The organism is Pseudoglutamicibacter albus (genome assembly GCF_031458175.1).
Lineage (GTDB): Bacteria > Actinomycetota > Actinomycetes > Actinomycetales > Micrococcaceae > Pseudoglutamicibacter > Pseudoglutamicibacter albus.
Map to the genome: position 1 here is coordinate 2,080,575 of NZ_JAVDXX010000001.1, position 24,445 is coordinate 2,105,019.

26 protein-coding genes and 1 tRNA gene are annotated in these 24,445 nt (G+C 57.7%); 18 read left to right on the plus strand and 9 right to left on the minus strand.

The annotated features are described in order from the left end of the window. The first annotated feature begins 94 nt into the window (after positions 1 to 94). Positions 95 to 412 carry a DMT family transporter gene (locus J2S67_RS09180; RefSeq protein ID WP_310248438.1) on the plus strand — a complete coding sequence of 106 codons (318 nt, stop codon included), beginning with the start codon at positions 95 to 97 and terminating at the stop codon, positions 410 to 412. A gap of 97 nt (positions 413 to 509) precedes the next feature. Here J2S67_RS09180 and J2S67_RS09185 read toward each other — a convergent pair whose 3' ends face one another. After that, positions 510 to 827 carry a cell division protein CrgA gene (locus J2S67_RS09185; protein WP_310248442.1) on the minus strand — a complete coding sequence of 106 codons (318 nt, stop codon included), beginning with the start codon at positions 825 to 827 and terminating at the stop codon, positions 510 to 512. Between the two features lie 182 nt (positions 828 to 1,009). Between J2S67_RS09185 and J2S67_RS09190 the strand changes: the two genes are divergently transcribed. The 3 genes from J2S67_RS09190 (at position 1,010) to J2S67_RS09200 (ending at position 2,663) form a co-directional block, all read left to right on the plus strand. Beyond that, positions 1,010 to 1,750, plus strand: a complete 741-nt coding sequence (locus J2S67_RS09190) for a class E sortase (RefSeq protein ID WP_070491328.1) — start codon at positions 1,010 to 1,012, stop codon at positions 1,748 to 1,750. After that, a complete protein-coding gene (locus tag J2S67_RS09195) occupies positions 1,750 to 1,938 on the plus strand; it encodes a hypothetical protein (protein WP_035756061.1) in 189 nt (62 codons plus the stop codon). The genes J2S67_RS09190 and J2S67_RS09195 overlap by 1 nt, the downstream gene beginning before the upstream one ends. A 71-nt stretch (positions 1,939 to 2,009) precedes the next feature. Further along, complete coding sequence (locus J2S67_RS09200; protein WP_310248821.1) at positions 2,010 to 2,663, plus strand: anthranilate synthase component II; 654 nt, start codon at positions 2,010 to 2,012, stop codon at positions 2,661 to 2,663. A gap of 122 nt (positions 2,664 to 2,785) precedes the next feature. On the opposite strand, the gene pknB is transcribed toward J2S67_RS09200, so the two are convergent. Genes pknB through J2S67_RS09235 form a run of 7 tightly spaced genes read right to left on the minus strand, consistent with a single transcriptional unit; the run spans position 2,786 to position 12,243 of the window. After that, positions 2,786 to 4,714, minus strand: coding sequence for a Stk1 family PASTA domain-containing Ser/Thr kinase (gene pknB, locus J2S67_RS09205; RefSeq protein ID WP_310248447.1), 1,929 nt, complete (start codon positions 4,712 to 4,714; stop codon positions 2,786 to 2,788). Between the two features lie 8 nt (positions 4,715 to 4,722). Beyond that, positions 4,723 to 6,417: a protein kinase domain-containing protein gene (locus J2S67_RS09210; protein WP_377649438.1), complete on the minus strand. Its 1,695-nt coding sequence runs from the start codon at positions 6,415 to 6,417 to the stop codon at positions 4,723 to 4,725. Continuing rightward, positions 6,414 to 7,871 (minus strand): penicillin-binding transpeptidase domain-containing protein, encoded by a 1,458-nt coding sequence (locus J2S67_RS09215; RefSeq protein WP_310248453.1) that lies wholly within the window; start codon positions 7,869 to 7,871, stop codon positions 6,414 to 6,416. Before J2S67_RS09215 ends, J2S67_RS09210 begins: the two co-directional genes overlap by 4 nt. Continuing rightward, positions 7,868 to 9,493: an FtsW/RodA/SpoVE family cell cycle protein gene (locus tag J2S67_RS09220; protein ID WP_310248456.1), complete on the minus strand. Its 1,626-nt coding sequence runs from the start codon at positions 9,491 to 9,493 to the stop codon at positions 7,868 to 7,870. Before J2S67_RS09220 ends, J2S67_RS09215 begins: the two co-directional genes overlap by 4 nt. Further along, on the minus strand, positions 9,490 to 10,971 hold the full coding sequence (locus J2S67_RS09225; RefSeq protein WP_310248459.1) for a PP2C family protein-serine/threonine phosphatase: 1,482 nt from the start codon (positions 10,969 to 10,971) through the stop codon (positions 9,490 to 9,492). Before J2S67_RS09225 ends, J2S67_RS09220 begins: the two co-directional genes overlap by 4 nt. Next, positions 10,971 to 11,468, minus strand: coding sequence for an FHA domain-containing protein FhaB/FipA (locus tag J2S67_RS09230; RefSeq protein ID WP_070507536.1), 498 nt, complete (start codon positions 11,466 to 11,468; stop codon positions 10,971 to 10,973). Before J2S67_RS09230 ends, J2S67_RS09225 begins: the two co-directional genes overlap by 1 nt. Before the next feature lie 4 nt (positions 11,469 to 11,472). Next, positions 11,473 to 12,243: an FhaA domain-containing protein gene (locus tag J2S67_RS09235; protein WP_070507537.1), complete on the minus strand. Its 771-nt coding sequence runs from the start codon at positions 12,241 to 12,243 to the stop codon at positions 11,473 to 11,475. 336 nt (positions 12,244 to 12,579) lie between these two features. Between J2S67_RS09235 and J2S67_RS09240 the strand changes: the two genes are divergently transcribed. The 5 genes from J2S67_RS09240 to J2S67_RS09260 all read left to right on the plus strand — a co-directional run bounded on the left by J2S67_RS09240 (position 12,580) and on the right by J2S67_RS09260 (position 16,554). Beyond that, positions 12,580 to 12,663: transfer RNA gene (locus J2S67_RS09240), tRNA-Leu, on the plus strand. Between the two features lie 309 nt (positions 12,664 to 12,972). Continuing rightward, on the plus strand, positions 12,973 to 13,935 hold the full coding sequence (locus tag J2S67_RS09245; RefSeq protein WP_198020643.1) for a metal ABC transporter substrate-binding protein: 963 nt from the start codon (positions 12,973 to 12,975) through the stop codon (positions 13,933 to 13,935). A 2-nt stretch (positions 13,936 to 13,937) separates the two neighbouring features. Then, positions 13,938 to 14,756: a metal ABC transporter ATP-binding protein gene (locus tag J2S67_RS09250; protein ID WP_232219274.1), complete on the plus strand. Its 819-nt coding sequence runs from the start codon at positions 13,938 to 13,940 to the stop codon at positions 14,754 to 14,756. Next, entirely contained in the window at positions 14,753 to 15,688 is a 936-nt protein-coding gene (locus tag J2S67_RS09255) for a metal ABC transporter permease (protein ID WP_035756052.1), read from the plus strand. Before J2S67_RS09250 ends, J2S67_RS09255 begins: the two co-directional genes overlap by 4 nt. After that, positions 15,685 to 16,554 carry a metal ABC transporter permease gene (locus J2S67_RS09260; protein WP_035756049.1) on the plus strand — a complete coding sequence of 290 codons (870 nt, stop codon included), beginning with the start codon at positions 15,685 to 15,687 and terminating at the stop codon, positions 16,552 to 16,554. Before J2S67_RS09255 ends, J2S67_RS09260 begins: the two co-directional genes overlap by 4 nt. Here J2S67_RS09260 and J2S67_RS09265 read toward each other — a convergent pair. Further along, complete coding sequence (locus J2S67_RS09265) at positions 16,505 to 17,179, minus strand: metal-dependent transcriptional regulator (RefSeq protein WP_035756047.1); 675 nt, start codon at positions 17,177 to 17,179, stop codon at positions 16,505 to 16,507. The two genes, J2S67_RS09260 and J2S67_RS09265, sit on opposite strands and share 50 nt — an antisense overlap. A 134-nt stretch (positions 17,180 to 17,313) precedes the next feature. Here J2S67_RS09265 and J2S67_RS09270 point away from each other — a divergent pair, with 134 nt between their 5' ends. The 9 genes from J2S67_RS09270 (at position 17,314) to J2S67_RS09310 (ending at position 24,445) form a co-directional block, all read left to right on the plus strand. Next, positions 17,314 to 18,831 (plus strand): SulP family inorganic anion transporter, encoded by a 1,518-nt coding sequence (locus tag J2S67_RS09270; RefSeq protein WP_310248824.1) that lies wholly within the window; start codon positions 17,314 to 17,316, stop codon positions 18,829 to 18,831. Between the two features lie 178 nt (positions 18,832 to 19,009). After that, positions 19,010 to 19,450, plus strand: coding sequence for a prolipoprotein diacylglyceryl transferase (locus J2S67_RS09275; protein WP_035756045.1), 441 nt, complete (start codon positions 19,010 to 19,012; stop codon positions 19,448 to 19,450). A gap of 234 nt (positions 19,451 to 19,684) precedes the next feature. Then, positions 19,685 to 20,047 carry a hypothetical protein gene (locus J2S67_RS09280; protein ID WP_035756043.1) on the plus strand — a complete coding sequence of 121 codons (363 nt, stop codon included), beginning with the start codon at positions 19,685 to 19,687 and terminating at the stop codon, positions 20,045 to 20,047. A gap of 120 nt (positions 20,048 to 20,167) precedes the next feature. Continuing rightward, positions 20,168 to 20,617 carry a hypothetical protein gene (locus J2S67_RS09285; protein ID WP_035756042.1) on the plus strand — a complete coding sequence of 150 codons (450 nt, stop codon included), beginning with the start codon at positions 20,168 to 20,170 and terminating at the stop codon, positions 20,615 to 20,617. Between the two features lie 63 nt (positions 20,618 to 20,680). Continuing rightward, positions 20,681 to 21,136: a hypothetical protein gene (locus J2S67_RS09290; protein ID WP_035756040.1), complete on the plus strand. Its 456-nt coding sequence runs from the start codon at positions 20,681 to 20,683 to the stop codon at positions 21,134 to 21,136. A gap of 103 nt (positions 21,137 to 21,239) precedes the next feature. Further along, positions 21,240 to 21,671 (plus strand): universal stress protein, encoded by a 432-nt coding sequence (locus tag J2S67_RS09295; protein WP_035756037.1) that lies wholly within the window; start codon positions 21,240 to 21,242, stop codon positions 21,669 to 21,671. Positions 21,672 to 21,690: 19 nt separating this feature from the next. Next, the gene (locus J2S67_RS09300; protein WP_310248472.1) at positions 21,691 to 22,506 is read left to right on the plus strand and encodes a LysR substrate-binding domain-containing protein; all 816 of its coding nucleotides are present in this window, start codon (positions 21,691 to 21,693) and stop codon (positions 22,504 to 22,506) included. Positions 22,507 to 22,750: 244 nt separating this feature from the next. Beyond that, a complete protein-coding gene (locus tag J2S67_RS09305; protein ID WP_052048434.1) occupies positions 22,751 to 23,506 on the plus strand; it encodes a FadR/GntR family transcriptional regulator in 756 nt (251 codons plus the stop codon). A 120-nt stretch (positions 23,507 to 23,626) separates the two neighbouring features. Beyond that, entirely contained in the window at positions 23,627 to 24,445 is an 819-nt protein-coding gene (locus J2S67_RS09310) for an enoyl-CoA hydratase/isomerase family protein (RefSeq protein WP_310248475.1), read from the plus strand.

The following is a 24,445-nucleotide window of genomic DNA, read 5'->3' on the forward strand; positions in this document are numbered from 1 at the left end:
AATGCCCTCGTGGATACTGTGGAACGGAGGCTGTTCGCACCAAGATGGTCGAATAGGACGGTCGAACAAGACGGTAGGAAGATAGAGGAACAGCATGGCGTGGGTTGTATTGATCGTGTCCGGGCTCTTCGAAGCCGTGTGGGCCACGGCCCTCGGCAAATCCGAGGGGTTCACTAAGCTGTGGCCCACGGTCATCTTCTTCATCACCGCAGCAGTCTCGATGGGCGGACTCGCATGGGCCATGAGAACCCTGCCAACCGGTTCGGCTTACGCCATCTGGGTCTCCATCGGAGCGTCCGCGGCCGTCGCCTACGGGATGATCACCGGTGACGAAAACTTCAGCATCATCAAAGTGCTTCTCCTGTTAGGGATGATCGCGTGCGTGATTGGGCTCAAACTCGTATCGAGCTGAGCACACACACCTATTGAGGCAGATACGAAAGGGGCGGAAGCCCGCAACTCATGCGAACTTCCGCCCCTCAAAAGCTGAGTAGATAAGATGACTGGCTCTATTCTCGCCAGCCGAACATCATGATGAAGCCGATCATGGAGATACCGAAGCCAATCAGAATGTTCCAGTTACCGATCCTCGGGATCGGCAACTCGACACCGACCATGTGGGCAACATAGAACGTCACGATCCACACCAGACCGAGAATCATGAAGCCAAACATGATGGCCTTATATACAGGAGAAACAGGCTGGAACTCGCTGGCCTCACGGCGCTGACGACGAGTCAGCTCCTGCTGCTTGATCGCAGCGTTACGTGCAGCAGGGTTCCCAATCTTCTTCGGATTAGAAGATGCGCGCTTGGAAGATTCAGACACGTGTCCTCCTCAACCCATTCAACGTAGCGGTGTCAACGGCTCAGTGTTCAACGCCTGGATATGAACAGGTTGTAATATTGGTTAGTGTTCCCGGGCTCGGGCTCAACATCACATTCTAACGGTACATAACCCTGAAAATGCTAAAGAGTCCACAATAGAGCTAACAAACTCAGGAGGGGCTTGTGACAGCAGAGCCAATTGCCCGACGGCCTCGCAGGCGACGCAGCGTCGGGTCAGTGATCATCGGGATCATCGCTGAACTTTTGCTCACCGCAGGTCTCTTCGTCCTCCTCTTCATTGGTTGGCAGCTGTGGTGGACCAACATCGAAGCCGAATCCGTTCAGCAAAACGCCATCAGCCAGGTCACCCAAGAATGGGATCAAGCCGAGAAGAAGAGCAAGGACGGTAAACCCACTACCCCGATCGAAGGGGAAACCTGGGGAATCCTCTATATCCCTAAATTCGGCCACAACTATGCCAAGCCCATCGCTGAAGGCATTGGGATGGATGTCCTCAACACCGTGGGCGTAGGCCGCTACCCACAAACCCAAATGATTGGCGAGAAGGGCAACGTAGCGTTCGCTGGCCACCGCCAAACCCACGGGCAAGTGTTCTGGGACATGGACAAACTCAGCGAAGGCGACACCGCCTACATTCAAACCAAGGACGGCATCTACTCATATAAGCTCCGGCAACTCCAGTACGTCAGCCCGGAGCAATCCGACGTACTACTTCCAGTACCTGGCCAGCCCGGAGCGAAACCGCAAGAGAAACTTATGACGCTGACAACCTGCCATCCGCCGTTCAGTATGGCCGAGCGCATCATCTCAACCTTCGAACAAACCGACTTCTCTAAACGCGGTGAACCAATCCCTGCCGAAATCGAAGACATCGTCACTAAAACTACGGGTGGAAACGGCTGATGTACGGCTTCATTTTCAGGCTCCTACCTGGCCCACTATGGATCCGGGTACTCCAAGCGATCCTCCTTGCAGTCTTTGTGATCCTCTTGCTCATGAACTACGTCTTCCCTCTGCTGAACCCCTACAGCCCGTGGCAAGACTCCACGGTTAGCGGGAGCATTCTGGGAACGTTAGGCGGAGGCAAGTGACACACGGGTACCAACTAGGGGGCCGTGCGCACGAGCGGCTGAGCCCTGAGGCAGCGCAGCGTCAGGAATCGTTGCAGGGTGGTCGGGTACTTGTTGTCGACAACTATGACTCGTTCGTCTATACGCTGGTGGGTTATCTCCGTGAGCTCGGAGCGCAAGTCAGAGTTATTCGCAATGACGAATATTCACTCGAAGAAGCCCGGAATCTAGCAGAAGATTTCGATGGCGTACTCATCTCCCCCGGCCCAGGCAATCCACTAAATGCCGGAATAAGCATAGGTCTAATCCGTATATGTGTTGAACGGAATATTCCGCTGTATGGGGTCTGCTTAGGTCTGCAGTCTCAAGCTGAGGCGTTCGGCGGCATAGTGAGCCACGCAGAACAGCTTATGCACGGGCGAACCTCACTCGTAGAACACACGGGCCACCCCATGTTCGAAGGGGTCGCCAATCCGTTCACAGCAACCCGGTACCACTCGCTGGCAGTGCAAGCCGGTACGGTCCCAGATGATCTCGAGGTAACCGCCCAAACCCAGGACGGGGTGATCATGGGGCTAGCTCACAAGACCGCACTGGCATGGTGTGTGCAGTTCCACCCCGAGTCCGTCCTGACACAAGACGGCTATCGGATGCTCGGTAACTGGCTCGAAGCCCTTGGCCTGCCGGGCGCAGCAGAGCGGGCTGAGAAACTCAGCCCGCTCATCAGTAGTGTCAATCAGCGCTAGTCAGCGGCCTCTACGGCATAAGAGAGCAACCGGTGTGGCAAGGCCGAACGCTGATATGACCATCGGCCGCTGATACTAGATAGCGGCCGATGGTCAACGGTGACTACTCGACGATTCCGAGACTATTCGTCGGCTCCGATGGTTGAGGACGGGGATTCCTCAGAATCCTCTCCGGAATCGGATTCATCTCCCCCATCTTCAGACTCATCGGACGGGCTTTCACTCGGTTGTTCCGGAGCCTCCGCAACCACGATCACAACGATGCTGCCCGGCGAGGTCTTAGTGCCCTTGCCTGGACGCTGAGAAACCACGGTCCCCTCGTCAACAGAATCATCCACGGCGCGGGTCACCTGGACCTCAAGCTTGTACTCATCCGAGGTCAACTTCTTGACGGCTTCGGATTCCTCAAGCCCCGTCACGTCAGGAAGGCTGACCTCACCCGAAGAAATTGTTAACTGGACTTCGTCACCGAAACGCAACTCAGTCCCAGGTTTCGGGCTCACCTCAAGCACCGTCCCCTGCGATTCGCTAGCGGAGTCCTTCGTCTTGACGTCATCCGAAACCGTGAGCTTCGCTTCTTCCAAGATTCGACGGGCTTCGCGCTCATTCTTACCGATCACGTCACGGGGAACCTTAACCTTATCGGTACCCTCAGAAACCATGAGCGTCACCACGGTCTGCTTCTTCACGCTCGTGCCAGCCGCAGGGTCAGTCGAGATCACATGGCCCTCATCAACGGAATCCGAGTGCTCTTCCTTGACCTCATAGTTGAGTTCAAGCTCACTCAGCTTCGCTTGCGCCTGCTCGAGAGAGAGGTTTTCCAAAGAAGGAATGTTGACTGGCGCGTTCCTTTCGCGTTCAGCCTGCATCCACAGCAGCCCGAACACCACGCCGACGATCAGCAACACACCGAAGATCGAAGAAGCGATCCACAGACCCTTCCGGCTGCGCCTATCGCGCTCCTCAAGCTCCTCATCGTCATTGCTTTCCTGCAACGCAACAGGCTGGGCGTTCAAAGGCTGCCCGTTCATGGCATGCCCAGAGCCGTTCTGCGGCATTTGGGTTGCACCCATAATCGCTGCCGCAGGTGCCGCAGCAGGCAGGGTGCGCGTCGCGAGCGTAGCCGGCGACGGCGGTGTCTCTCCACGCTGCACGGAACGCAACGCAGCGGCGAACTCATCCGCGGTCTGGTAGCGGTCCTCGCGGTCCTTGGCTAACGCGACCTGCAAAAGCTCTTCCATAGCCTGCGGGATCTCAGGGTTGAAACGCTGAGCACGCGGTGGAGCTTCACTCACGTGCTGATACGCGACTGAAACTGGAGAATCGCCTTGGAAAGGAGGGCGGCCCGTCAACAACTCAAACAGCAAGCAACCGGCCGAATACAGGTCCGAACGCTGATCAACATCATCGCCACGAGCCTGCTCAGGTGAAAGATACTGGGCAGTACCCACAACCGTTTGTGGCTGTGTCATGGTCGCGGCGGAATCCGCCAACGCACGCGCAATACCGAAGTCCATGACCTTGATAGACCCGGAATTGGTGACCATCACGTTGGCAGGCTTGATGTCGCGGTGCACAATGCCTTGCTTATGAGATGACGACAACGCCGCTAGAACACCGAGGGTCGCGTTGATCGCGTCCTTCTGCGACAACGGGCCATGCTTGAGGCGTTCCTTGAGCGTATGGCCTGCCACGTACTCCATCACGATGAACGGGACCTTGAGGCTCGAATGCTCCCCCGGGATGCGAACATCCGTGTCACCAGTATCAAAAACAGAGACAATCGTAGGGTCATTCAGGCCAGCCACAGCCTTCGCTTCGCGGCGGAAACGAGCCTGGAAAATAGGGTCCCGCGCCAAATCGGAGCGCAGAATCTTCACGGCCACATCGCGGCCCAACAAAACGTCGCGAGCCAGCCATACATCGGCCATGCCCCCGCGGCCAATCAAGCGGTCAAGCTCATAACGACCATTCAGAGTGTGCTGGCGTGGCTGCGCCGCTTGCTCTTCCTCCCGATGACGGGGGCGGTCTTGCTGTTCGTCCTCAGTCACGAGTCACCTCAGTTGTTACTTGGAGGGTCAATGGATGGCAACGGCCTACCTGATCGTTGCGGGGCACTCTGGCTAGGCTCTGCGCTCGGCTGTGCAGTTTCACTAGGCGGCTCCGAGGTCGGGCTTGGCTGCTCTGTCTGTGAAGGCTGCTCAGTTTGAGTTGGGCTCGGCTGCTGCGTCCGCGAAGGGCGGGGCTGCTGAGTCGGTTGTTGCTGAGTTGGCGACGGGGCCGGCTGCGGAGAAGTGAACGCACCGTAATAGATGGTGATGTTGCTACCCTTCTCGAGCTCACCCGTCGGGTCGATATCCACAACCCGAGCCGCTTGCGACGCCGAGGAAACCTGGCGAGGCTCTGCCTCAACCTTAAAGCCACGCGATTCAAGCTCAGCTATGGCTTGTTGATACGGCTGGCCAAGGTACTTCGACTTAGTCACCAGCACGGTATCCTCCGCGCTCTTGGACTCAGACTCGGATTCTGATTCAGATTCGGATTCAGACTCCGAAACAGACTCGCTGACCGAAGGACTCGGCTTCGCCGAACCACCAGTCAACTTCGGAATCAGGACCGCGCCACCAACAATCAGCGCAAGCACCAGAAGACCAATGAGCCACCACAGCCACGTCTTCTTACCGCCATCATCCTCATCATCATCCGGATCCGAAGGCCCAGGGAAACCGGCATCTTCCTCACCCGATTCGAACATCGGGAAGGAAGGAGCCGCGGACCCAGAAACAGAATCCACCGCAGGCAACTGCGAGGTCGACGGGTTCGCGTCCTGAGAATCAACCACGGTCGTCGCGGCAGTAGGAGCGTCGTTGGCGGCATCAGAGTCCTGATTCAGGAACAACTTCATCCCCGGCACCGCAGCAACCGCATCGGACACTCGACCCGCACGCAACGCATCGGCAGCAATCGCCAGCTTCGAAGCGTTAGCCGGCCGGTTCAGAGGATCCTTAGCCAGCATCGACATGATGAGCGCATTCACCGGGGCATCCACCGTGTCAGGCAAGGCCGGCGGGTTGTCATTGACCTGCGCCAACGCGATGGCGATCTGCGACTCACCCGTGAATGGGCGGCGACCAGCCAAGCACTCGTAACCGATAACGCCCAAGGAATACAGATCAGACTGGCCCGTAGCCTGCTGCCCGGTAGCCTGTTCCGGCGCTAAATACTGCGCTGTACCCATAACCTGGCCCGTAGCAGTCAACGGAACCTGATCAGCCAAACGCGCAATACCGAAATCAGTGATCTTGACCTTGCCGGACGGCATGATCAAAAGGTTGCCCGGCTTCACATCGCGGTGCACCAAACCACGCGCATGCGCAGACCCCAACGCGCGCGCCGTCTGAGCGATCACCGAAAGCGTGAAATCAGAGTTCAGGTTGCGTTCACGCTCAATGATGGTGGAAAGCGGCTCGCCGGGAACCAGCTCCATCACCAGATAAGCAGAGCCATCGGCCTCGCCGTAGTCATAAACATTCGCGATGCCGTCATTATTAAGCAGGGCCGTATGCCGAGCCTCAGCCCGGAAACGCTCCCTAAAGCCCGGATCGCCCATATATTCCTCTTTGAGGATCTTGATGGCAACAACCCGGCCCAAGACATCGTCTAGAGCTTTCCAAACCTCACCCATACCGCCAATCGCGATGCGGTCAGTGAGCTTATAGCGGCTTCCAAGAACCATTCCGCTTGATGGTCTCATCGGTTCATCACCGCCCTCTCAATCTTGCTCATGATGGCGCTAGACAAGCCAGCGCTTTTCTCATAAGTGACGTTCTTGACAACAATCGTGACCGCATACTGAGGCTCATCTGCTGGGAAGAAACCGGTGATCCAGCCGTTGACTTTGCCTGATTCGCCAATATCTGCGGTACCCGTCTTGGCTGCAAGGTCCACGCCAGACACACGCGCACCCGTAGCTGTACCGGACTTGACCGGTTCACGCATCAGCTTGGTCATATCCTGAGCGACGTCAGAGCTGGTGGCGCGGCCATACTCCTCGGCCTTGAAACGCCTCAAAACACGCAGATCAGGGCTAGTGACCTGTTTGATGAGCTGCGGACGCATGATCTTTCCATCATTCGCGATACCCATGGCCACCATGTTCATCTGCAGAGCGGTTGTCTGAACATCGAACTGACCGATCGACGAATACGCAAGCTGGGCAGGGTCCGAGGTGTCTGGCCACACCGATGCTGAGGTTGGAGCCAAACCCATCCAGTCCGGCTTCTCACCGAAACCGAACCGCTTGGTGACGTCCTTCATCTTGTCTGCACCGATGTCCTGAACAACCTGAGCGAACGGAGTGTTACAGGACTGCGCAACGATGAAGGTAAGAGGGGCCTTATCCGGCTTGCTAGCGCAAATACCGAGGCTGAAGTTCTTCAACTCCCTCTCCGTACCAGGTGGCGACCAGGACGGAGGGTTGTCATATTCCTCATCCATTTGGAAATCGCCGGTCTCCAACCCCGCGATCAGGGTTAGCAACTTGAACGAGGAACCGGGTGAGATGCGGTCATAGACCGCGGGATTCCAGTTGACCGACATACCAGGTACCGATTCGATCTTGGCCCGGTTCTGCTTAGCTTGATCAGCGTTCTCTACAGACAGCTCGTTCGCATCGAAGGTCGGCTTGTTGACCATCGCGAGAATGCGTCCGTCGCGGGGATCAGTCACAACAACGGAACCCTGCTTGCCATCCGGCAGCGCGTCGTAGGCGGCTTTCTGGATAGCTGGGTCGATGGTCAGCTCGATATCAGCGCCGCGGTCTTCCTTGCCCGTGAAGAGGTTGCTCAAACGGTCAAAGAACTGATCATCGGAGGTGCCAGACAAGGTCGACTCTTGAGTCGATTCAAGCTGAGTTGCGCCACTGTTGATCGAGTAGAAACCCGTCAAGCCCGAATAGAGCTTCGAATCCGTGTAGGTTCGCTTGAACTTATATGGACCGTTTTCAGTCCTGACGCTCTGGGCGATCGGTTTGCCGTCCACGAGGATCGCGCCACGCGGACGGTCATAGTTAGCGAGGATGGGTCGACTGTTCAGGGGGTTCGTATTGAGTTTTTCAGCGCCGATGAACTGAACATAGGTTGTGCCCATGAGGATAACTACAAACAGGGTTACGACAGCCAGCCAGGTACGGCGGATTGCTGGATTCATGCTGACGTAGCACCTCCTGCGTTTGGACGGGCATCACTAGGCCGGGAATCATCGCGATGGTCTTGGTGTCCTGCCCGATGCGCGGCGCGGCGGCCGCTTGGACGAGCATGTGGATGGGCACCTGGACGAGAGTTGGACTGGTCCGGCCGGTTTGCCTGGCTAGTGTGGTTGCTTTGGGGGCGTGGCCGGTCATCTTCACGCGCGTCCAGGGCTGACGGCGTCTCAGGCGCCGAAAGTTTGCTTGCAAGTAGCGAATCATCTTCGCTTGTAAGCAACCCACCGGTTGCTGGGCGCCGCGCATTGTGGCTGATGAGCAGCAGCACTGCCGCTAGAACCCAGTTAGCAAGCAAGGAAGAACCACCTGCGGACATGAACGGAGTGGTCAAGCCGGTCAATGGGATGATGCGTAGCACGCCGCCTGTGACGATGAAGAACTGGAACGCGACCGCGAAAGACAGCCCGGTGGCTAGTAGCTTGCCGAAGCCATCACGGGCACCCAGGCCAGCGCGGATACCGCGCGAGGTAAACAGCAAGAAGAACATGACGACGGCGAAGAGGCCGACGAGGCCGATTTCTTCACCGAGAGCGGCGTAGATCATGTCTGACTTCGCTACTGGGATGCGTTCAGGGGAGCCAGCACCTAGTCCGGTGCCGCCAAGACCACCGTGAGCCATACCGAATAGGCCCTGAACAACCTGGTAGCTGCCGCCTGGATCGCGGTAGTAGATGTCTGGGTTGAAAGCGTCGTACCAGATCTGGAAACGGGCCCGGACGTGTCCCATGAACATATAGGCGAAGAAGCCGCCGAGAGCAACGAGCCCACCGCCGATGAGGATCCAGGAGATCCTGCCGGTTGCTACATAGATCATGACCATGAAGAGGCCAAAGAACATGAGGGCGCTACCGAGGTCCCTCTGCATCACCATGATGCCCATCGCAATGCACCATGCGATCAACATAGGCGCTAGGTCGCGATAGCGAGGCAACTGGAGGGAACCGATCTTGTGGCCTGCTAGGAGGATCAGGTCACGTTTGGAAGCCAAATAGCTGGCGAAGAAGATTGCGAGGGTGACCTTGGCGAATTCACCAGGCTGAACCGAGAAGGAACCGATGCGGATCCAAATTCGGGCGCCGTAGGTTGCGAAACCGAGGCCGGGAACCATCGGCAAGAGAAGCAATACGACGGAGACCGCGAGCCACACGTACGTGAACTTGCGTAGTACGCGGTGATCGCGGATGACCCACAGGATGATCACGGCAGAAGCCATGCCGACACCGGAATATAGCAACTGGGATGTAGCGGCGGTGGCTAATTCTGGCGGTCCGGCAAGGTCGAGGCGGTGGATCATCGCCAAGCCAATCCCGTTCAGTGCAACCAAAACAGGAAGTATGTAAGGGTCGGCATATTTAGCCCAGATGCGTAGCGAAATGTTCACGCCTACGCCAAAGGCACCCAGAACGAGAATGTTGGGAAGCCACGACTGATCATTACGCGAGGAACCCGCAGTCGTGGAAACCAAAAACTCCGCTAAAGCCGTGACACCCAACGCAAGAACGAGCAAGAAGAGCTCGGTATTACGCCGGGTTGGCAACTTCTTTGCACGATTCGCGGTAACGCTCACTCAACATCACCACGCAACTCATGGCACCACTCCGGAGCCTCATCACCAGGGTTTCCGTCCTGTGCGTTCTCCGGCGAGGACTGTGAACCCTTACCTGAGCTATCCGGTGCAACAACATCAGGCGGTGCTGGCGCCACTACAGGACACGACTGCTGGGCGGTAATCCGCACATCGTGCATGATCTGCTGGGCATCCTTACGCGACTGTGTTGCGATGCCGCTCTTAAGCTGGGTTTGAGTGTATTCGGGCAACGCCTCAAGTGGAATCTTCGATTCGGTGTCCACACTCGACATCTTGATAGGGCCAAGGTCCTGGGAAATACCCTTAAACATCGTGACCTTACCCTTGTGGACTCCCACGTAATACTGGGTTTGGGTCCAGGCGTACCCCAAGTAACCGCCCGTGAGCAGAATCAGCACCAAAACAACGAGCGTGGTAGGCAAAACCCATGCGAACCGACGCCGTGGCGGCTCCTCATCAAGTGCTGCGAGCGCCAGTTGGCGTTCACGCTCGGAGGAGCGATGCTGAAGTAGCGCGGCCGCGCGACGCTCACCGGAACGCTGCGTGACAATCGGGATCTGTCCCGACTCGGTCGCCAGCTGCGCGGCACCAACGAGTTCATGCGGGCGGTTAGCCATCGCGTGACGCAACAGCGCCTGATTAGCGGCGAGGTCACCGCCGCGAGCAACCTCGATCTGACCTGTGTCAAGGGTGGGAATCTCTATGTTGCTGAACTCTTCCGACAGCGGTTTGTCAGCATCGTCCACGATGTCCACGACAGCGACAGTGACGTTATCTGGTGAACCGAGTTCGAGGGTCCGCTCAACCAGGCGGTCCGCGGCTTCCCGCGGGGTCGCGGCGCTACGAACGATCTCCTCGGTTTCTTCCTCGGAAACCACGGCGTTCACGCCGTCGGAGCACAGCATCCAGCGTTCCCCGGCGGTAGCGGGGATTACAGACATATCGAGTTCGGGGGAAGCATCAGAGTCCCCCAAAACACGCATGATCACGTTGCGATGCGGGTGGATTTTCGCTTCGTCTTCGGTGATGCGCCCCTCAGCGAGGAGCTTTTCGACGAACGTGTGGTCCTTGGTGATCTGTTCCCACTCGCCGTCACGCAACCGGTATGCGCGTGAATCGCCGATGTGGGCGAGGTGAAGTTTGGAACCTTCCAGCAAGATAGCGCTGACGGTGGTTCCCATACCGGAGAGTTTGGGGTTTTGTTCAACGAGTTCGTTGAGGATGATGTTCGCTGACTGGATCTCGTCAGCGAGGATCGTGTTGGGTTCCTCGACATCGGGCCGGTCCAGGTGCACGAGGTCCAACACGGTCGATGCGGAGGCGACGTCACCGCCTACGTGGCCGCCCATACCGTCAGCGACGACCGCGAAGTGACGGCCCGCGTATCCGGAGTCGTCATTTTTGCGGCGTACACAGCCCACATCGGAGTGGGCGGCAAAGTCGAAATATAGGGCCATTATGGGCGCAGCTCCATCACGGTTTTGCCGATGCGGATGCGTTGGCCGACCTCGATTGGCTGGGCGCGGGTCAGCTGTACTTCATCCACATAGGTTCCGTTGGTTGATCCGAGGTCTTCGAGGAACCAGCGGGTTCCTTGCGGGAACAATCGGGCGTGTCGGGATGATGCGTAGTCGTCCATCAGCACGAGGCTCGCTTCCTGCGCGCGGCCGAGCAGGATAGGGCTGGCAGCTAGACGTACTGACGTGCCGGCCCCGGGGCCTTCAACAACAACGAGGGCGTGGGCGATGTTGCGGGGCGCCTGTGAGGGCTGGCTGGGCATACCGGCGCCTGGTCCGGATGATCCGGACGGGCCTGCTGGGGCGCCGGCTGGCTGTATGCGTGCACGCTTTCCTACCCCGAGGTCTCGGCGCATCGACATCACGATGATGAGGACCAAGATCCAGAGGAATACGAGGAAAGAGATACGCAGTAGCGTCACTACCAAGGGGACCATGCGGTTAGCTCATTCCTTCGGGGGCGTCCTGCCAGGAGAAGGTCAGGCGGGCGTGACCGATCGAGATGATCGTTCCGTCGAGTAGCTCTTCGTCGCCTTCGATGCGGGATCCGTTGACGTAGGTTCCGTTGGTGGAGCCGAGGTCGCGGATGAATACACGGTTTCCGCGGCGCACGATTTCGGCGTGCCGGCGGGAGGCTCCTTGGTCGTTGATGTGGAGTCCGGCATCGCCTGCGCGGCCCATGACGACGCTGTCGCCGCTTAGGGCGTAACGGCTGCCGTCGATTTCGATGACGGGTGTCCGGTTGCCGGTGGGACGGATGTGTTGGGTGCTGGCTTGTTGTTCCGCGGAGCTCAGTTGTGGGCGCGCAGATGGGCGGGGCTGTGGCGTGCTTGGTGCTTTGGTTCCGCCGAGGGAAGCATCGACTTCGATCTGTGTTGGCTGGATCGATTCGTCTTTGCGGAAGGTTACGGTTACGGCGTCGCGTAGTGAATAGTCCTGGCGTTGCGCGTGTTCGAGTGCGACGTCAGCGAGTTCTTGCGCTAGCGCGGTACCCCATTCGCGTGCCTGGTCGAACGCGTCGGCGCCGAGCCGGACTGTGAAGGAGTGCGGTGCGACGGTGCGGCCTTCTGAGATCGAGAAAGATTCGTCATCCATGGTGTTACGGATTAGATTGGCGATCTCTACGGGTTTGATGGTCCCGTTGGAGTTGCCGCGGAATGCGCGTGAAACGAGGCGCTCGAGTCCTTTTTCGAATCCTCTGACAATTCCCACAACGAACCTCCTCTCAACTGTGTTTGCTGTGTGCTCGCGGTTCACGAGGCGCTACGGTGTGTCCCGTGTTCTGCCGTGATTCTGGTTTTCAGGCACGGCGGATGTGGGGCACATCGTTCTCCGATCTTACCTAAAGCACCTGTTCATGCCTCAACCTGTCTGAAATCAGTGAAGTTTCCGCGCGTTACAGCCGCCCCAATGTGGCACTAAATGCGGCACTGTGACGGGGTTGCGGATGTGTCGATTATGAAATCTAGGCATCCTCAGTTAAGCTTTTCTCTGTTGTCTTTCACATGATGTGTTCACATCGAGCGTGGAGGGAACGAATAAGTTTACGCGCGAGTGGCGGAATTGGTAGACGCGCTGGCTTCAGGTGCCAGTGCCCGCAAGGGCGTGGGGGTTCAAGTCCCCCCTCGCGCACGTTTTCTGAGCGGTGTTGTAACGCAGACCGAATAGGTCTGGTTACAACACCGCTCTTTTCGTTTCTGCTCTTTTTTAGGCTGCTTGGTTGCACTGCTTATACGCGGCCTGCTTGCGCTCCCTTCCGGTAGATCACGCGCCAAATTCACCTTCCTCGAATCGACTACGAGCTATCCCTGTTTGCAACTACGGCGAATCGAACATTATATTTAGGCATGCCATCATGATGCGCTCTGGGCGGGGCACATCAACAGTCCTAGTGGGTGGAAATCCCTTCACCCACTTACTGACATTGGAAGGTTGCCTCTCTTGAAGCACATCAAGAAACTCCTCTCTATAATCGCGATCACCGTACTTGCCACATTCGGGCTCACAGCATGCTCTGACAGCGGTTCCAACACCGAGGCGGGCGGTGACGGCAAATCGATCAAGGTTTACGCGACCACCGGATACCTCGCTGATGCGGTCAAGAACATCGCGCCCGATGCTGAAGTCACGACCATGGTCGGCCCCGGCGGCGACCCACACACCTACCAGCCGTCCACCAAAGACATCGAGACCATCCAGAAATCAGATCTCGTGTTCTGGAACGGCCTACACCTGGAAGCCCAGATGACGGACCTGCTCACAAGCCTCGGTGACAAGCAGGTGGCCGTGGGGGAGAGCCTCCCCAAGAACCTCTTGCTGGACTGGCCTGAAACTGATGATCAGGGAAATGCGTTGCATGACCCGCACATATGGAACAGCCCTGACGCGTGGTCGCTCGTTGTGAAGAACGTCGCCGATAAGTTCGCCGAAGTGGACCCGGACAACGCCGAAAAATACAAGGCGAACGCCGACAAGTACCTCAAGGAGATCGATGCAGCGGTAGATGAGGCACGCGGCCTTCTAGCAGAAGGCAAAATCAACCCCCGCATCCTGGTTACTGGTCATGACGCTTTCAACTACTTCGGTAAAACCTTCGACCTTGATGTTCACGCGACCGACTTCGTCTCCAGCGAAGCGAAACTCAGCGCCTCTGAGCTGGCGAAACTCGCGAAGTTCATCGCCGATAAAAAGGTCCCGGTGATCTTCCAGGACAACCAAGCTAACCCCCAGGCGATCACGAGCCTTAAAGAAGCTGTCCGCTCCCATGGCTGGCACGTCAAGGTCTCCAACCAGGAGCTGTACGCAGACTCCCTGGGCGCTGAGGCACCCATGGACACCTACATCGGTGCCCTCAAACACAATGCCCGCGCTATCGCTGACGCCCTGAAAACCTCAGGAGAGTAGACGTGACCAACCTGAGCGATCCACGCGGGCCTGCCGCAACACCAGATCCACAAGAGGGTAGCCCTCTTCACGGCGCCGCCACGCCTGCGTGCCGTACCCATAACCTCTCGGTTGCCTACGATGCGGTGCCGGTTCTACGCAACGTTGACTTCACGGTCCCGCAGGGGGTTGTGATGGGAATCGTTGGCCCGAACGGCGCAGGGAAATCAACCCTCATCAAAGCGATGCTCGGGCTCGTGAAGCCGTTGACTGGCACGTCCGAGTTCTTCGGTAAACCGCTGGCGCGTGCGCGCAAACGGGTTGGTTATATGCCTCAAACTACGAGTGTCGATTGGGATTTCCCGACCACGGTGCTCGATGTGGTCACGATGGGCACGTACGGATCGCTCGGTTGGATTCGTCGGCCAGGTAAGAAGGAACGCGCCCGCGCTGTCGCTGCCCTCGAACAGACGGGGATCGCTGATCTGTCTTCGCGGCAGATCGGTGAGCTTTCCGGAGGGCAGCGACAGCGCGTGTTCCTCGCCCGCACACTCGTGCAGGCCCCCGACCTGTACTTCATGGACGAACCGTTCCAAGGCATCGACGCGAAAAGCCAACAAGCTATCGTCTCGGTTCTGCACACCCTCAGAGAGCAAGGCAGGACCGTTGTGATCGTGCACCACGACCTCGCAACCGTACGCCAATACTGCGACTACGTGACCCTACTGAACCGGCGCGTGATCGCCTCCGGCCCGGCCGAACAAGCCTTCACGCGGGAGAACATCCGCATCGCTTATGAGGTTTCAGTAACGGATGAAGCGTTCCTGGAGTCCGCGTCGTGAGCCTTATCGAATTCTTCAGCAATCACACCTACCGGATGGTGTTCTTCGGCACCATGACCATCGGGCTTGTCGCGGGCGCGCTCGGTTCCTTCGCTTATCTGCGTAAACAGTCGCTCATCAGCGATGTGATCTCTCATGCCGCTCTGCCAGGCACGTTGCTCGCGTTCCTCACCGCGGTCGGCGTGCTGGGCGCTGACGGCCGCAACATGCTTGGCCTGATCCTCGGCGCAGTCATCGTAGGCACCATCGCGGTGCTGATCGCCAACGGCATCAGCCGCATCTCCAAGATCCGTATCGACACCGCGATGGCGATATCTCTCACCGTTTTCTTCGGTGGCGGGATGCTTTTGATGCGCATCATCGCCAACGGCGCCTACCCAGGCAAAGGCGGCATCCAAGACTACCTGTTTGGTAACGCCTCCGTGGTCACCGTCGCGGACCTGGTAACCAGCATCAGCATCGGGGTGATCGTGCTCGCCCTCGTGGTGGTGTTCTGGAAAGAATTCACGCTACGGACCTTCGACCCGGACCACTCCACGGTGCTCGGGTTCCGGGCCCGCACCATCGACACCCTCATGTTCGCGACCATCGTCATCGCGACCGTGATCGGCGTCAAAGCCGTGGGTCTAGTGCTCATGGTTGCTTTCGTGGTCACCCCACCTGCAGCGGCTAGACAATGGACTAGGACCCTGCCCGGCATGGTAACGCTCTCGGCCGTGATCGGTGGCGTCGGCAGCGGGGTAGGGGCATACCTGTCGATTGTGCTCGGCAAAGTTCCAACCGGGCCGCTCATCGTTCTCACACTGTTTACGATCTTCCTGTTTTCGCTCTTGTTCGCGCCACGGCGCAGCATCATCACTCGTGCCGTTTCTCGCGCCCGTGCACGCGCGAGCCTTAAACAGGAACTGATCGAGGAAGGCGGGCACGCATGAGCTTCTTACTCGGGACCATGTTGCTTGCGGTAGTGACCGCGCTCGCCTGCGCACTGCCCGGCGTTTTCGTTGTGTTGAGGCGAAACTCGATGCTCGTGGACGCCATCAGCCACTCGATTTTCCCCGGGATCATCTTCGGATATTTCCTCACCCGCAACTTCAACTCGCCTTTGTTGATCCTCGCGGCTGCACTGGCAGGGTTAGCTGTAGTCTTGGGAAGCGAATGGCTCGCCCGCACCGGCTTACTGTCCGGTGACGCCCCGCAAGGTCTGATCTTCCCCGCCCTGTTCAGTGCCGGCGTGATCTTGGTGACCCTCGAATTCGCGAACATCCACCTTGATACCCACGCGGTTCTGGCAGGCGACCTCAACATCGCGGCCTGGCAGCCCCTCATCATCGCAGGAACACACTTAGGGCCTGCCTACCTCTATGTGATGCTGGGTGTTCTGCTGATCAACATCGTGTTCCTTATGTTGTTCTATTCAAAGCTCAAGGTCACAACCTTCGATCCCCAGTTCGCAACCAGCCTCGGCATCCGCTCCGGGCTCATGAATACTGCGTTCATGTTCCTCGTCTCCGTCACCGTGACTGCCGCGTTCAACGCAGCCGGCGCGATCCTGGTTATCGCCCTCGTGGTTGTTCCGCCCGCGACAGCTTACCTGCTCACCACCCGTTTACCGGCAATGATCGCGCTCACTGTGCTCATCGCCATCGTGGGCGCGCTGGCTGGGTTCTGGATAGCGTATGTGCTCGATGCTGCAACAAGTGCGGGTATGTCGCTGTTCTATGGGCTTGTGTTCGGTGCTGTGCTGTTAGCTACAAGGCTTCTACCCAAACGGCATCAGAAGCAGCACGCCCTAGCATGAGCCGTTCGGTTTGCCCCTCAACAAGAAGCTCCACGGTTTCTGAATAAGGCGCGCTCGGGTGCACTTCGAGCAGCGTGCCGAAATGTATGCCGTTTTCTGCAAAGAACTGCAGCAGTTGCGGATCATCGTCAGAGATCCGCTCGACCCGAGCTTTCGAGCCCGCCGCGAGCGTGGTGAGGAGCGTTGCGTTGGGGCGTGCCACATCGCCGTCGGTCGTTGGGATCGGATCGCCATGCGGATCACGAGCAGGGTGGCCCAAGAATTCGTCGAGGCGCTCGATCATGAAATCAGACACCGCGTGTTCGAGTGTCTCGGCCTCATCGTGCACTTGATCCCATCGGTATCCAAGGGTTTCTAGCAGGAACGTCTCGATCAGACGATGCCGGCGTACCATCGCAATCGCGTGCGCGCGCCCCGTATCCGTCAACGTCACTTCGCCGTACGGCGCATGATCAAGAAGACCTTGTTCGGTGAGTTTGCGCACCGCATCCGATACCGAGGACAGCCTCAGCCCCATCCGATCCGAAATCAGTTTCGGCGTGACCGGGGCATCTGACCACTCACCGAGGTACCACACGGTTTTCAGATAGTCCTGGGTGCTCGCAGACAACTCAGAAACAGACATAGCGAACAGTCTAGCTGTCCAAAGACCTGCGAAGGCCTACGCTTAAGGTATCGAGGCAGCGTCCAAGATGAGTCTGTATATGAGGAGTAAGGGTGTCGCCGGGACAGGTTAATAAGCCGCATAGCGATCCGTTGATGAGGCAATACGATATTTCGACGCTGGGCGCGTTGAAGTCTCCGCGGAAGCTGGTGCGCGAGGTTTTGGCAGGTCTCGTGGTGGCGTTGGCTTTGATCCCGGAGGCGATCTCATTCTCGATCATCGCGGGCGTGGACCCTGCGGTGGGCCTGTTTTCTTCTTTCATCATGGCGGTCGTGATCGCGATCGCCGGTGGCCGTACCGCGATGATTTCCGCCGCTACGGGGGCTGTCGCGTTGGTGATTGCGCCGCTGATGCGGGATTACGGTTTTGACTACTTCATTGCCTGCGTCTTATTGGCCGGAGTTTTCCAGGTTGTTTTCGCGCTCCTGGGTGTATCGAAGCTGATCCGGTTTGTGCCGCGTGCGGTGATGGTCGGGTTCGTGAACGCGTTAGCGATCCTTGTGTTCATGGCGCAGATGCCGCAACTGATTGATGTGCCGTGGGTTGTGTATCCGCTTCTGGCGGCAGGGATCGTGATTCTGTGGCTTTTCCCCAAGATCACCGGCGCTGTTCCGCCGCCACTGGTAGCGGTGGTCGTGATTACCGCTGTGGTGATGATCTTCGATATCAAGGTTCCGACGGTTGGCGACCAGGGCGAGTTACCGCAAGGGTTACCGCAGCTGTTCATCCTGAATGTTCCACTCACGTGGGAGACCCTGCAGATCATCGCCCCGTATGCCGCGGCGATGGCTTTGGTGGGTCTCATGGAGTCATTGTTGACGGCCCAGCTGGTTGACAACATCACCGGTACTTCTTCAGATAAGAAGCGTGAATCCTGGGGTCAGGGTCTCGCCAACATCACGTCCGGATTCTTCGGCGGTATGGGTGGTTGCGCGATGATCGGGCAGACCATGATCAACGTCAAAGTGTCAGGTGCACGCACACGTATCTCTACATTCTGTGCCGGCGCGTTCCTGTTGGTTCTGGTTCTGGTATTCGATCAGTGGGTGGCGCAGATCCCGATGGCGGCATTGGTTGCGGTCATGATCATGGTGTGTATCGCCACGTTTGATTGGCACTCGATTCAGCCACGTACGCTGCGCACTCTCCCGAAGTCAGAGACGGTAGTCATGCTGGTGACGGTCGCTGTGGTTTTGATGACTTCGAACCTTGCGATCGGCGTGATCGTGGGTGTTTTGACTGCCGCTGTGGTGTTCGTGCGTCAGGTTGCTCACGTGGTGCGGGTCGAGCGGGAACTGCAGGACGAGGAAGGCAACGTCCTTTCTGCGGATACACCAGCGGATCAGGTGGCCCAAGCCGTCTATAAGGTGCGTGGGGCGTTGTTCTTCGGTTCGAGTAACGATTTCACGACGATGTTCCGGTACGGCGAGGACCCGGACCTCGTGTGCTTGGACTTGTCTCAAGCGCAGGTCTGGGATGCGTCATCGGTCGCCGCGCTCGACAGCGTTGAGGCAACATATGCCGAACAGGGAAAGCGTCTGGTGATTGCGGGCATGAGTGAGAAGAGCCGCCGGATCCATGACCGTTTGAGCGGTGAGCTAGGGGAGAGCTAGCTATCGCGAATTCGCGCGGTGTTCACGTGATATTTACGTCCTATCTGCGCTCGGATTATTCCCCGCAGGTCCGATTAGCGTACGCTGTCGGACGTAGTACGGGACTACTTTTTGCGCGACGAATAACGTGTGAAAGGTAGTAGCGTCATCATTTTGGTATGAACTCTAAGGAGAGATTGTGAAAGCTTTCACCAATACTCGTCGCCCAGGCGCCCGCCTCATCGCTGGCCTGTCCATGGTGGGCCTTGCAGGCGCGCTGCTGACCGGTTGCTCGGGTGATAACAACCCAGATGGCAAGCTGTGCGATGACGCCACCAAGGCGCTCAAGGATGCTGGCATCGAAAAGCCTACTGAAGTCCTGCAGATCGAGGACAGCGCTAAGATGTCCAAGCTCGGCCAGGATCTCAAAGCAGCAGCTGAAAACAGCAAATCGGACCTTGCAGAACCTGTCAACCTCTTAGGTAAGTCAGCCGAGCTCGCCGCTAAGGTGAAAGAAGACCCATCGAACGCTGATCAGCTCAAGTCTGAAATGGATGAGATCGGTGAACAGCTCCGGGACGAGGATAACGGAGAGAAGGCTAAGGAACTCTCTAAGAAGTGCGACGCCTTCAAGAACTAGTGGAACCTAGCGCAGGCTAGGTGACATGCTCCCCGTTGGCTGGACTGAGAAATCAGTACCTGGCTAGCGGGGAGCATCTTTATGCGATCCGTGCTGAGATGAGTAGAGATCAGTTTTGAGTAGGGCTGAGTTGCCTAGGAAGTTGAGGAATGGATCATCGCCGCACGTTCTAACGCACGCAGTGCCCAGCATTCTGGTGCACGCCTCATCGCAGGGTTATCGGTTGCTGGTCTTGTGACTGCCTTCCTCGCTGGATGCTCGGCTAAGGACCCAGATGAGGCCTTGTGCGAAGACATGGTCAAAGCAGTAAACGCGACCGGTGCCAGAAGTTCCGACGAGCTCGAGGACAGCGACAAGAAACTTAAGGCCGGGAGGAACCTTCAGATAGCGGCTCACAATAACAAGGGTTCGCAGTACTCAGATGCTCTGGAACTTTATGGTCGCTTCACAGAGGCTGAAGCCAAGGCGGATCACGAGAGCTCGAACCCTGAATATCGTGAAGAGAAATGGGTGCTTGAAGTCAGGATGAATGAAGAGCGCACAGAGGAAAAGGTGGACGAGTTCTACAAGAAGTGTCTGGCCTTCCGGGACGAGTAAACAACTGAGCGTGCATGACCACTTCAATATGAAAGTTGATGGTCACTACACTAAAGTGCCCTGTTATTGGTGTGAAGTAACAACTAGCATCGTTTTTAAGCAGGAAGCAGGGAGAAGGTCATGAAAACACGTTCTAGTGCACCCAGTACCCATCGCCCAGGCATTCATCTCATCGCGGGCTTGTCCGCACTTGGCCTTGCGGCCGGGCTTCTGACTGGTTGCTCGAACAAGGACCCCGATGAGGGTCTGTGTGAAGAGGCGACCAAGGCACTCGAGTCCGTTGGCTTGGACAACGGGAACGATATCCCGAACCTCGAGAAGGCTGAGAAAGTGAGTCAGCTCGGCGAAGGGTTCGTTGATGCAGCCGAGAAGTATGACGATTCTGAGTACGCTGAACCCATTGAAGTCGTAGGCAAGATGGCGGTTACTTCCGCCAAGCTTGACCAAGACCGCGAGAATCAGGAACTTCAAGCGGAGTTATACAACCTGTCGCAGCAGGCCGCCCAGCCAGAGCTAGGGGAGAAGGCTAAGAAGTTCGCTGAGAACTGCCCTGCCTTCGATGAGGACTAGCTACCAGCGTTGTTCCCCCCCCCAAAAGCGTTGTTCCCTGAGTAGGAACTTAAGGAGTAGATTATGAAAGCACGTTTCAACACACGCGGCACCAAGCACCCAGGTGCCCGCCTCATCGCTGGCTTGTCCGCACTTGGCCTTGCGGCCGGGCTTCTGACCGGTTGCTCAAACAAGGACCCCGACGAGGCCCTGTGTGAAGACTTCTCTCAGGCGCTGAAGAATGCAAACATCGAAAGTTTCAGTGACTTCATGCGCATCTCAGACTCCGAAAAGCTGGCTCAGTTCGGCCAGGACCTCAAAGGTGCCGCTGAGAAGAACAGTACGTCGGAGCTGTCCGATCCGATCTACCTGCTTGCCAAGATGATTGACGTTCAGGTCAAGATCTCAGAAGACATGTCGAACACTGAAGCTCAGGCTCAGATGCGTGAACTCGGGGAACGAGCCACAGACCCAGCGATGGACGATAAAGCCAAACAGTTCGCTGAGAAATGCCCTGTCTTCGAAGAGGGACGCGAGTAGTTCCCGCAACGGGCCAACGTTTTTCTTGTTTAGGACTGTTCTCACACGTGTTCTGCGGTTAGTATCAGTTCAAGACTGACCTGAAACAGATACGGAGTACACCATGGGCACCTTCATCGTCGGCGTTGACGGCTCGCAGACTGCATTCAAAGCTGCATCCCGCGCAGCGCATGTAGCGGCACGAACTGGCGACACCCTCGTTGTGGTTTCGGCTCACTCCAAAGACAACACTGAGGTTGTCAACATCGGTACCGACACCTGGGTTCTCGACGACGCCGACCTCGCAGGTGACCTTGCTCGCCGCGTGGCAGACCGACTCCTCGAAAACGAGCCCGACCTCAAAGTAGAGACCGCCGCGATGTTCGGCAAGCCCGTGGATGCCTTGATCAAGGCCGCTAAAGAACACAAGGCTGACGTGATCTTCGTAGGTAACGTCGGCACTCACGGCCTGGGCCGTGTGCTCGGCTCCGTAGCCACCGGCATCGTGCACAACGCACCGTGTGACGTCTACGTTGTCCGTACCTCCGGAAACTAATATCCCGCACCCTTCTGAGATGCCCGCGCAGCTGAACCGCCTGCGTCTGTGGTGTGCACCTGGAACCAGCCCTGACAAGTGGCTTAAGCGTTTTGGTGACGCACGCCCTGATGTTTCGGTCCAGCTGACCGCGGGCACCTCTGATTCTGAGGCAATCGAGGCGCTACTGAACTTCCGCTCGGACGTCGCTTTGGTGCGCCACAGTGTTGACGAGGTCCTCACCCGCCGCGAGTTCCCCCGGGGCGTCCGCCTGCACGCGGTGAGGCTCTACGACGAGGATGTTGCGGTTGTAACGGCCCGCGAGCATGACGCGGAATACTGGGATGAACACGATTCAATCCCGCTAGAGGAAGTCGCGGCGTGGGCGCGTCTTGACCCTGCCGATTACCCAGATGATGTTGCGGGCCAGCGCATGATGGTCGAGGTCGCTGCCTCGGGTGCTGGCGCGGTAGCTGAGCTACCTTTTCCGTTGGCGCGCATGCTCTCCCGCAAGGACGTTGTGGTGCGCCGCCTGCAGGCAGAACCTCGAACACGCGTCTCCGTTGTATGGGTGCACCCGGACGCGGTCCCAACAGTGAGTAACGGGGATTGGAGCCTGGCTGAGCGCGAGACGCGCGAGGCTGTGATCCAAGACTTTGTTGGAGTGCTCAGAGGCCGCAGGGCAGGGTCATCCCGCGGATCAACATCATCTCGCGGATCAACCCAGACTTCCCAGCAAGAGAGCTCTTCGCAACAGAGTTCTTCTCGGCGGTCTTTTTCTCAACAGAGATCTCTAAAGAGCCGGACTTTACGAAGAAATACAGCTAGTTCTCGAAAATTACGTAGGAAGCGCTAATTTTCCACATATACGATAAATCCACGCGCTTGCTCATGTGGGCTTAATGGTGACCCTGAAAACGCGTGCTTATTCCGAATAAATCCATCTAACAAATTTCGTTCGTCAAAATGGGAGCGATATTTGCGCAAGGTATGTGGGAAATAAGTCAGGTCGGATAGTGACACCTATCAGCATCAAATGACTGGCGGCTCATAGCTATCCGTGACCTCACACAAGAAAAACATCAGGAGAATTCAACCAAATGGCCACAGCTGACCATGACAATCTGAAACAGACCATCAATGAGGGCATAGGATCTTCCTCGCACGTTCTGCGCAACACGGTTGTCGCGAACCTTGGACGGCGCATCGTTCATGGCGAGATCGGCACTGGCTCACGCTTCACGCTCGATGACATCCAGGACCATTTCGACGTGTCCCGCACGGTGGCACGCGACGCGATGCGCATCCTGGAATCTATGGGCCTGATGTACGCCAAGCGCCGCGTGGGCCTCATTGTTACCGGCCTGGAGCACTGGCGTGTGCACGACCCGCAGGTCATCACGTGGCGATTGTCCGGCCCAGACGGTGACACTCAGTTCCGTGAGCTGACGGAGCTGCGCCGCGCAATCGAGCCGATGGCGGCTGCTGGTGCCGCGATCCACGCCCCACGCGAAGTCAAGAACGACATCATTGCGTTGGCAGGCCAGTTGCGTGACACCGCTGCATCGAATGACATGGAAGCGTTCGTGCGCACGGACACCGAGTTCCATGAGCTGATTTACCGTTACAGCGGAAACTCATTGTTCCGCATGTCTGGGCATGTGATCCAGCAGATCATGCGCCGCAGCTTGACCGTCAACGGTGAGCTTGTGTCTCCGAGTGAAGCGGTGCTGGATCAGCATGACGCTCTCGCTCTTGCGATCTCTTCCGGTAGTGCTGAGCGCGCTCGTGAGGCGAGCGAATGGATTACGAGCGAAGCCAACCGCACCGCGCACACTGAGCGTGAGGCCGCCTAGCAGCCTTGCTACCGCGACACCCTTCTAGGTATTACTTTCTAAAGGTGACAATGGGCACACTTCGGTGCACCCTGGTAATAGTCAGGAAGAATCGATTGCTCATCCGGCAGAAGGTGAACCATGGAATTTGGGGAGTTCTCAACAGTAAACGTTTCTGAGCGTGGAAGCGCTTTGCTTGTGAGCATCAACAGGCCGCGGGCGATGAATGCGCTCTCGACCCAGGTGGTCGCTGATCTCGATGCCGTGGTCACCACGTGCTCCCAGTTGCTGGAAACAGCGCCTGAGTCCGGGTGGCCGTTCCGTGCTGTAGTTATCACCGGCGAGGGTGAGAAGGCTTTCGCGGCAGGGGCGGACATCGTTGAGATGAGCGAGTACGGCTCAGAAGAAGCACGCGCCTACGCCGAGTCGATGCATCAGGTCACGCTCGCGTTGGAGGCGTTGCCGGTTCCGGTGATCGCTGCGGTGAACGGTCACGCGCTCGGTGGCGGCTGCGAGCTGGCGTTGGCGTGCGATTGGATCATCGCGTCTGAGAACGCCTCGTTCGGCCAACCTGAGATCACGTTGGGGATCATCCCGGGTTTCGGCGGCTGTGTGCGTTTGCCGCGCCGCGTCCCGTTGGGTGTGGCTCGCGAGATGATCCTGACGGGTAACCCGTTGCGCGTACAGCGTGCTCTGGAGGTCGGCCTGGTCAACTGCGTGTGCCCAGATAAGGATGCGCTGCTTGAGTGCGCTGATGAGCTGGTTGCTTCGGTTGCACAGCGCTCCCCGGTTGCTGTTGCCCAAGCTAAGCTAACGATGGCCAAGGCGGATGCGCTCACGGTCCGTGATGGTTTGGATGTTGAGTTGGGCGCGTTCTCTGCCGTGTTCGGTTCTGAGGATTCGCGTGTAGGGCGGCAGGCTTTCGTGGATAAGCAGACCGCTCAGTTCCCGGGTCGGTAA